General features: G+C 69.6%; 9 protein-coding genes and 1 pseudogene. 1 reads left to right on the forward strand and 9 read right to left on the reverse strand.

Annotated elements, in window-relative coordinates; all coding sequences use genetic code 11:
• From Q4I23_RS28440 to Q4I23_RS28460, 5 genes and pseudogenes are all read right to left on the reverse strand, one after another.
• Nucleotides 1-681 (reverse strand): annotated as a pseudogene (locus Q4I23_RS28440) (hypothetical protein); the annotation flags it as partial.
• Between the two features lie 10 nt (nt 682-691).
• Nucleotides 692-1,630 (reverse strand): DUF2612 domain-containing protein, encoded by a 939-nt coding sequence (locus tag Q4I23_RS28445; RefSeq protein ID WP_498528435.1) that lies wholly within the window; start codon nt 1,628-1,630, stop codon nt 692-694.
• A 4-nt stretch (nt 1,631-1,634) separates the two neighbouring features.
• On the reverse strand, nt 1,635-2,888 hold the full coding sequence (locus Q4I23_RS28450) for a baseplate J/gp47 family protein (RefSeq protein WP_498528436.1): 1,254 nt from the start codon (nt 2,886-2,888) through the stop codon (nt 1,635-1,637).
• Entirely contained in the window at nt 2,885-3,256 is a 372-nt protein-coding gene (locus tag Q4I23_RS28455) for a contractile injection system sheath initiator (protein ID WP_498528437.1), read from the reverse strand. Before Q4I23_RS28455 ends, Q4I23_RS28450 begins: the two co-directional genes overlap by 4 nt.
• Before the next feature lie 3 nt (nt 3,257-3,259).
• The gene (locus Q4I23_RS28460; RefSeq protein ID WP_498528438.1) at nt 3,260-3,988 is read right to left on the reverse strand and encodes a Gp138 family membrane-puncturing spike protein; all 729 of its coding nucleotides are present in this window, start codon (nt 3,986-3,988) and stop codon (nt 3,260-3,262) included.
• A 58-nt stretch (nt 3,989-4,046) separates the two neighbouring features.
• Between Q4I23_RS28460 and Q4I23_RS28465 the strand changes: the two genes are divergently transcribed.
• On the forward strand, nt 4,047-4,466 hold the full coding sequence (locus tag Q4I23_RS28465; RefSeq protein ID WP_498528439.1) for a hypothetical protein: 420 nt from the start codon (nt 4,047-4,049) through the stop codon (nt 4,464-4,466).
• Here Q4I23_RS28465 and Q4I23_RS28470 read toward each other — a convergent pair whose 3' ends face one another.
• From Q4I23_RS28470 to Q4I23_RS28485, 4 genes are read right to left on the reverse strand one after another with little or no spacing between them, the layout of a single operon-like run.
• Nucleotides 4,467-5,507, reverse strand: coding sequence for a phage protein (locus Q4I23_RS28470; RefSeq protein WP_498528440.1), 1,041 nt, complete (start codon nt 5,505-5,507; stop codon nt 4,467-4,469). It abuts the gene before it with no gap.
• 7 nt (nt 5,508-5,514) lie between these two features.
• Complete coding sequence (locus tag Q4I23_RS28475) at nt 5,515-5,835, reverse strand: phage baseplate plug family protein (protein ID WP_498528441.1); 321 nt, start codon at nt 5,833-5,835, stop codon at nt 5,515-5,517.
• The gene (locus Q4I23_RS28480) at nt 5,835-6,521 is read right to left on the reverse strand and encodes a phage baseplate protein (RefSeq protein WP_498528442.1); all 687 of its coding nucleotides are present in this window, start codon (nt 6,519-6,521) and stop codon (nt 5,835-5,837) included. Before Q4I23_RS28480 ends, Q4I23_RS28475 begins: the two co-directional genes overlap by 1 nt.
• A 4-nt stretch (nt 6,522-6,525) precedes the next feature.
• Nucleotides 6,526-7,299, reverse strand: a complete 774-nt coding sequence (locus Q4I23_RS28485) for a phage tail tip lysozyme (RefSeq protein ID WP_498528443.1) — start codon at nt 7,297-7,299, stop codon at nt 6,526-6,528.
• Nucleotides 7,300-7,357 lie beyond the last annotated feature (58 nt).

Here is a 7,357-nt window from a genome sequence, read left to right on the forward strand (position 1 = left end):
GTTATAGTCTCGTGGGCTCGGAGATGTGTATAAGAGACAGCCCCAGACGCGAGCGCGGACGCGGGTCACGCCCGCGGGGACGGTCCACGAGTAGGAGCCGGCGGCATTCCACACCTGAGAGTTACTCGGTGCGCCGACGGATGCGGGGTTGAGGATCTGAAAGGCGGTGCCGTCATGGGCCAGTAGGGCGATCTGTCCGGCCACGAGGTCTCCGGCCCGCAGAGCGCCGCCGCCGGCCCGCAGGATGCTGGCCGCCGTCAACCCGTCCACGGCGAGGGTGCTCGCTGTGGTGTTGGTGTTGGCGACCTTGAGCCGGACGATCATGCCGGCGCGATACGCCGGCCAGGGGGGCGTGAAGCTGCACGCGTAGGCGTTGGCCGTGCCGGCGTCGGTCGCGTAGGGGGTCAGAGCGATGGCTGCGCGCAACCCAGTCTCCAGCGCCTCGATATCCCCATCATCGATGGCGTTGGTGGCAGCCACGTCAGCGATAAGCTGGCCGAGCACGGCGGCCCCGGCAGTGCCCTGGCGGATTGCCTTGTTGACCTGCGCGGCGTTGGCGATCCCGTTCTGGAAGCCGTCCTCCAACCCGCCGCCGGAGCCCAGCGCCGTCACCCAATCCGGTTGAGACGTGACGAGAGAGCCCGCCGTCCCGGCGAACGGCAGAAAGTCATTCGTAGCCATGTGATTCCTCTCAGGCAGACGTTGCGGCGCCCCAGGCGCCAGAGCCGAAGCCGTCGATGCTTCCGTTCTGCGCGCCGAACCCGAAATACGGGGCGTTCGGCACGGTGGGCGTGTAGTAGTTGTTGACCCTCACGCCCGCAGGCTTCACGTCCAGGTAGCCGCCGCGGAACAGCGCCAGCGTCACCGCATCGGGCAGCGGCCCGAGCAGCGCGTATTCCATCGTCATGTTCTGGTTGTCCTGGATCAGGACGCGATAGCCAGTTCCCGCGAAGGCCGTGTCCCAGACCGCGTAGGCGCCGGGGATCGTGCCATCCCAGTTGTTCGCGGCGATGCGCGCGCGGATCAGGGTCCGATAGCTGTCGTCCGGCAGCGTGACGAGTTGGGTGGTCGGCTCTCCGGGTCGCCACCACACCCCCTCGCCGAAGCCTAAGCCAGCCACACCGAAGCTGAAGTAGACCCCCGTCAGAGGCGTGGAGAGGCTCCGGCTCGCCCCGACCCACAGCCCGATCGTGTCGAGCTGTGCGCCAACGGCCCGGTCCAGGTCGAAGCGGTCGAGCAGGCCGTACAGCAGGGATTGCCCGTCCGTGAGCGGCTGGAGAAGCGCAGTCATCACCGCGACGAAGGTCGGCTGGCTGGCGTGCTCGCTGGTGATGAGGCCCAGATAATCGGCGATTGCCGTCCCGAAGGGCGGAGGCTGAACTGGCGCGACCGGGGCGCCAAGCCATTCAGGCAGGTAATCCGTGATGCTCTGGAGCGCAGCCTCCACCGCATCCAGGTCGGCCTGCATCGCGGCGGAAATCGGCTGGCCGTCGTCGGCCGACGGGATCGTCACCGGTCCGGCACCGGGGTAGAGATCAGGCTGGCCGACATAGAGCCCCAGCGCGTTGATGACGGCCTTGAGCGAGGCTTGCGCGCCGTCCACGCGCTCCTGAAGGGTGGGGTTCGCCATGCCGTCACTCCACCGTCAGCGTGATCTGGTCCGCCGCTGTCTGAGCCACCGCGTTGAAGGCGACCGGCACATTCGCGGCGCCGACCGGGTCCGGCGCGGCGCCCACCGTGATCGCCGTCACCTCGTAAGTGGCTGACATGGCGTCGAGCTGGGCTTGCGTGACACTGGAGCCGGTGGCGGACGAGACCGCGGTGAGCGCCGCCGTGCCGGACAGGTTGGCCGCCGCCCAGAGCCGCCCGAAGAAGACCGTCCCGCCGATGGCCGTTCCGCTGATTTCCTGTACCAGCGCGGCGACGATGTAGCCGCCGGTCACGCTGTTGTAGCCGGGCAATGCCGTGATGGTGACGGCGGCGTAGACCTGCGTGTAGTCCAGGACGTCGTACCGGATCGTGATCGGGACGCCCGAGGCGTCCGTGACCACCACGGAGGTTCCGCCGTGCGTGCCGGTGCCGGGCGACTTCTTCGCGGCGATGGCCGCGGCGATGTCGGCGGGAGAACCGCCCTCCACCACGACGCAGATCGAATGGCCGGGAATGCCGTTCCCGTCCGTCGTGCCGGTGTCGTTCTCGTAAAGCGCGGTCCGCGTCACGCCCGGCACATTGGCAACGGTGCCATAGATCGCCTCCAGCGGGGTTTCCGCGGCGAGCGAGGTGGACCGGGCCTGCCGCTGGCGCAGCGCGGCGTCGCTCTCCACCGGCCGGCCGACCGACGCCGGGGCGGCGTTGGTGACGCTCTGCCATCCGCGTTGCGGGGTCAGGATCTCGGTCAGGGTGCCCGCCTCCGCCGCGATGGCGCCGACCGTTGTGCAGGTCGCGCCCACCGTCACCTCGCCTTCCGGCGGGATCGTGACGGATGGGGGCAGCAGCCATTGCGTGCCCAGCGATTGGCTATCCCCGACGATGCCGTTACTGATGATCGCGCCGGCCTGCCCGGTCAGCGTCACCGCCGCGGCGCTGTAGGTCGCGGGCTCGCGGGCGATGCCGTTGACCTTCACGGCGTAGCTCAGCCCAACGCCCTGCGCGGTGGCTGGCGAGAAGTTGTTGTAGGCCGCGATCGTGGCGCTGTTGGCGTCGTGGATCCCCCGGGCGAAGATCGCCAACATCTGGCCGTCCTGGCTGTCCGGCGCGAGGTAGGAGTCGCTGCCGTAGATCGCCCGGAAGCTGGCCTGGAGGCTGGCGTAGATGTCCGCATATGATGGCGCGGCGATGCCGCTGGCACTGACCGTTGCGGCCAGCGTCGGGAGGGGATAGGTCGTCATCGGGGCGTCACCGTCGATAGGGTGATGTCGACTGCCGTCTGCCCGTAGATCGTGGCGACGGTGGCGGAGACGGACAGGCCGCGGGTCGCGCGGTCCAGGTCGCTGGAGTAGGCGACCAGCTCCGTCACGCCGGGGGTCTCAAGGATGCGGGTCCGAACGGCGGTGTCGTAGGTCGGTGCGGTGCCTGTCCCTAGGATTTCCGTCGCGTAGGGCGTGCCCTCCGTGACGTCCAAGAACCACTCGCCGGTCAGCAACAGCAGGCGCGTCCGGATGGCCTGGGCGACCGCCGCAGCATTGTCGACGTGGAAGGCCGTGGCGCCGGAACAGAACGTGCTGTCTCCGGCGCTGGTCAGGGCTCGGTAGCGCATGGGTCAGGTCCCCGTTGGCGCGGCGGTGCTGCCGCTTCCCGGCTCGACGCCGCCGTGGACGTGGTGCTGCAGGCTGACCGACGAGCCGCCCGCGCCGGCGATCACGTCGCCCGTGGCCTGGACCGTCCCGGCGATCGTGCAGGGGTTGGACGCCCCGCCCTCGTTCAGCACGGCCAGCCGGCCCGAGACGCTGACGACAGGGCTGTCCAGGACGATGCCGACCGGCGCCTTGACCGTGACCACCTGCCCGCCGGCCACCTCGACGTAGGTCTCGCCGTCATCGCTGCGGAGCTGGGCGGAATCGGTCGAGACGCCGCCGATCACATTGGGCTGGCTCCAGACCTTGGGAATCACGAAGCCGTCGGACAGGTCGTGCATCCGCAGCTCCGCCTGCGCCTGCACGCCGCCGCTCGACCACCACGCGTCGACGCAGCGGTCAGCGATCACGACCAGCACCTCGTCGCCCTCGGCGACCGGGAACGTCAGCGTGAAGCCGCCGCCGCTGGGGAAGTGCACCGGGCAGTCGAGCAGCAGCGGCAGGGCGACCCAGTGCCATGCGCCCGTCTGGTCCCTGACCTGCCGCTGGATGGCCGGCTGCACCACGGCGGTCATCTCGTCGGGGTCGAAGCTCTGGACGATGCCGGGGAATGCCGTGCTAATGCGACCCTGCAGCCCGTCCATGGCCGCGCGCAGGGCTTCCTGGCCGTCGTCCAGCCTCTCGCGTGGGTCCATGCGTCACCTCTGGGGTTGTGCTATTCTCCCCCGGCTCGCGCTTCGGGAGGGGGAGAAGATGCGTATCGTCATGACCGCGGCCGCCATCGCTGCGGCAATCGTTGCGCCCGCGCAGGCTCAGCAGCCTGGAGAGCGGTTTCCGGTCGTGTCGGTTGGGCTCGTCGTCGGGCCGGGCGCTCCGGTCGTGCCGGGGGGCATCGTCTGCCCCGACTACGCGACCGTCTCGGCGCTGTACCAGCATTACAACCGGGCATGGCGCGACGGCATGAGGGAGGCCCAGACGCCGGGGGCGACCATGCTCTATGGGCGGGTCGACAAGCCGCGCCCGGCGGACTACGGGTGCCGCGTCGCCAAGCCCGGCACCAAGGCGACGGCCTACTGGCCGCCCGGCGTTCCGGTCATGGTCGTAGAGTATCAGGCGGCCGGAAAGACCGTGACCGGCGCCACGATGCCGTCGCTGTGGGCCAAAGAGCAGTGATCACGTCGGGCCGCCGGCCCAATACGGCTTAACCTGCTGGCCGGCGGGGGCCGACCGGTCCACTGCAAGGCACGTCAGGGTCGAGTACCAGGGGGCGCCCCGGCTGTCTCCGACGAACTCGTGCACCAGCACCTTGTAAAGCCCGTCATCGGCGATCTTGGCCGTGAAGCCCGGAACTCCCTCCAGCCGGCCCGGCGTGGTGGCGGGGGCTGGGCTGAGTCCCTGATTGATCGAGCGGTTGTCGATCTGGACGAGGCCCCCAACCTGGATTTTGGGGTTGAGCAGCGCCGTCACCTCGATCCCGCCGGGCGTCTGCTGCGGATAGCCGATCAGGCCCGTCGCTGCCGTGAGCACCGCCACCTCCCCGGCCCGGTAGCCGGTCTGCGGCACCAGGACGAGTTGGCCGTTTTGGATGCTCCAGCTCTGGCGCGTCGTCTCCCCCAGCCTGCGCATGTAGTCCCGTGCCATCCCGAACATGACCTTGCCCCGAGACAGCGCCGTGGGCGGCAGGTCGGTCACATAGCCGGCCTCCAGGCCCATCGCCTTTGACAGTGCGCCGAACTGGTCGGCAGCGGTCGAGCCCGCGGCAAGGCTGGTGTTGACCACGCTGTTGACGTAGGCCGCGTCACCGTCGGCCGCGAAGATGTCCAGGTAGCTGTCCACCGGGTTCTCGTGGCCGGTCATGATCTGCTTGATCTCGCCCGAGAAGACCACCCCATAGGGGCCGTTCTCGTAGCCGGCCTGGAGCGTCACCCGCTGGAACTCGCCGCGGACCTTGCGCACCGTGTCGGCGGACAGGTTGTAGACCCGGATAAACGCCGTGCCGGGCGTCTCGATGTCGCTCTGGTTGACCTTGAAGACGATCCGCAGCGCCGAGAGGTCGAGCCCACTCCCCGGCGTGGCCTGCCCCGCCCCCGGCTGAACGGTCGTGGTCGAGCCGGTAGCCGGGCTGGCGGTGCTGGCCTGCGCCGCCGTCGGCGGGTTGAAGACGACGAGCCCGATCTTGCGACCAAACAGCGTCTCGGATTGCGCTTCCGCCATGCTGCCCTCACGGCTGGATGAAGAAGAGGCGACCCGTGATCCCGAGTGTTTCGTAGCTGGGAACGAGGTCTGGATTGTTGTCGCTCTGCACCAGCACCGCCGCGCCCTCACCCCCGATCAGGAGATAGCCGACCTGCTCCAAGAGGTTTCCGCCGGTGACCAGCGGCACGCCCTGGACCAGCCCGACGCCGTTCTGGTCGGCGATGTCCATGACCCACGCCGCCGCCGCCGCGTTCCAGTTCAGCGAGAGTTGGTAGAGCGTGGCGCCCAGCATAATGGTCATCCGCTGCGCCTGCGGGCTGGTCGGTATCTCGTAGGCGGTCGGCATCAGTAGATCCCCGGCAGGGCCGCGGTGGCGGCTGGCGCATTGAGGTTCTGGGCCGGCTGGAGCGCCGCGTTGCCCTTGTCGACGGGCGCCGCGGTCGCCTCCGGGGCCTTCTGCGCCGCCGGCGGGGCGACGCTGACGACCTGCGTCCGTGCGAACAGCACCTCGCGGAACTCGGCGACGATCTGCAGGACGTTCTCGGTCTTCTCGTCCGTCGTCACCGACAGCGATTCCAGGAGCATGGCCCCATAAATGCGCTTCCCGGTGACGACGCTGACGACCTGTCGCGTTTCCTGAAGGCTGCGCAGCGTGGCGTACAGGCCGGTCAGGTAGGACGGGTCCGGCGGCATCGGGAGGAGCTTGGCGACCAAGGGCGCGGCTCCGGCATAACTCCAGGCGCCGCGGATGCGCAGCCGGGCCGGCAGCTTGAAGGCGTGATCGGTGATCGCCGCCCCGGTCTCCACCGGATGGTCGGTCAGCCGGAGCTGGTCGAGGTGGGACTCCTCGACCACCACTTGCGGGGTCAGCGCCTCAGTGACGACGCGGCCGTTCTGGTCGCGCCGCGGCTTGCCCCGCGCGTCCGTGGGCTGCCAGAGTATTTTCCGCCGCGGGCTGGTGCTCCAGATGGCCTGCAGCGCCGCCCCGCCGATCGCGCCGACGGCGCCCAGGCCCAGCGCCGGGATGTTCATCGCGTCACCTCACGGCTGATGCCAGATTGCGGGCCAAGTCCCCGTTCGCGCGGGTCTGCGCATCGCCGACCGCCTGCCCCGCCGCCGCCGGGTCGGCCGACCCGGTGATGGTGACGGTGTTGGTCTGGTTGACCGTGACCGGCGCAGCCCCTCCGCCGCCGCCCTGGACGACCTGCGCCGGGGTTTCCGGCCGGACCTGCGACAACCAGTGCTGGCTGTAGGCCAACCGGCGCGGGATGTCGTCAAAGCCGCCGCGCTCGTAATGGCGCGTCACGACGTCGGCGGCGCGCTGGAGCGTGTCGGAGCCGCGAAGGAGAGCCCCCGCGACCCGCTCGTTGCCCTGCGTCAGCTCGTGCTGGACGAAGGCCAGTTGCTCGTCCAGCGAGGCGTCGCGGACTTTCTTTCCGTACAGCCGCTCGAACTCGTCGAGCCGGTCGCCCCGCCACTGCGCGATGCCGTGCGCACCCCGGCCGCCTCCCTTCGGGTTGTAGGCCCGCGGGTCGAAGTTGGACTCGCCCTGGAGCGCGCCGGCGATGGCCGCCGCCTGCTCCTTTGTCCAGCCCTGCGCCATAAAGTAGTTCGTGACCTTCTGGCCGGTCGTCTCGGTCTCGGCGCGTGTTGGCGCCGACCGGGCAAGCGGCGGGGGCGTCTCCGGCGGCGGAGCCGGGTCGGCGTCGACCCCGTAGGCGCGGGGGTTGGCCTTGAACTTCCGAACCTCGTCGTCCTCCCCGGCGTTGGCGTCGGACGGGTCCAGCGTCGCCGCCACGCCGCCGATCACGGGGATGCGCCGGATCAGGCCTGTCTCTTATACACATCTCCGAGCCCACGAGACTATA

Source organism: Azospirillum sp. UFLA03-27, from assembly GCF_059803775.1.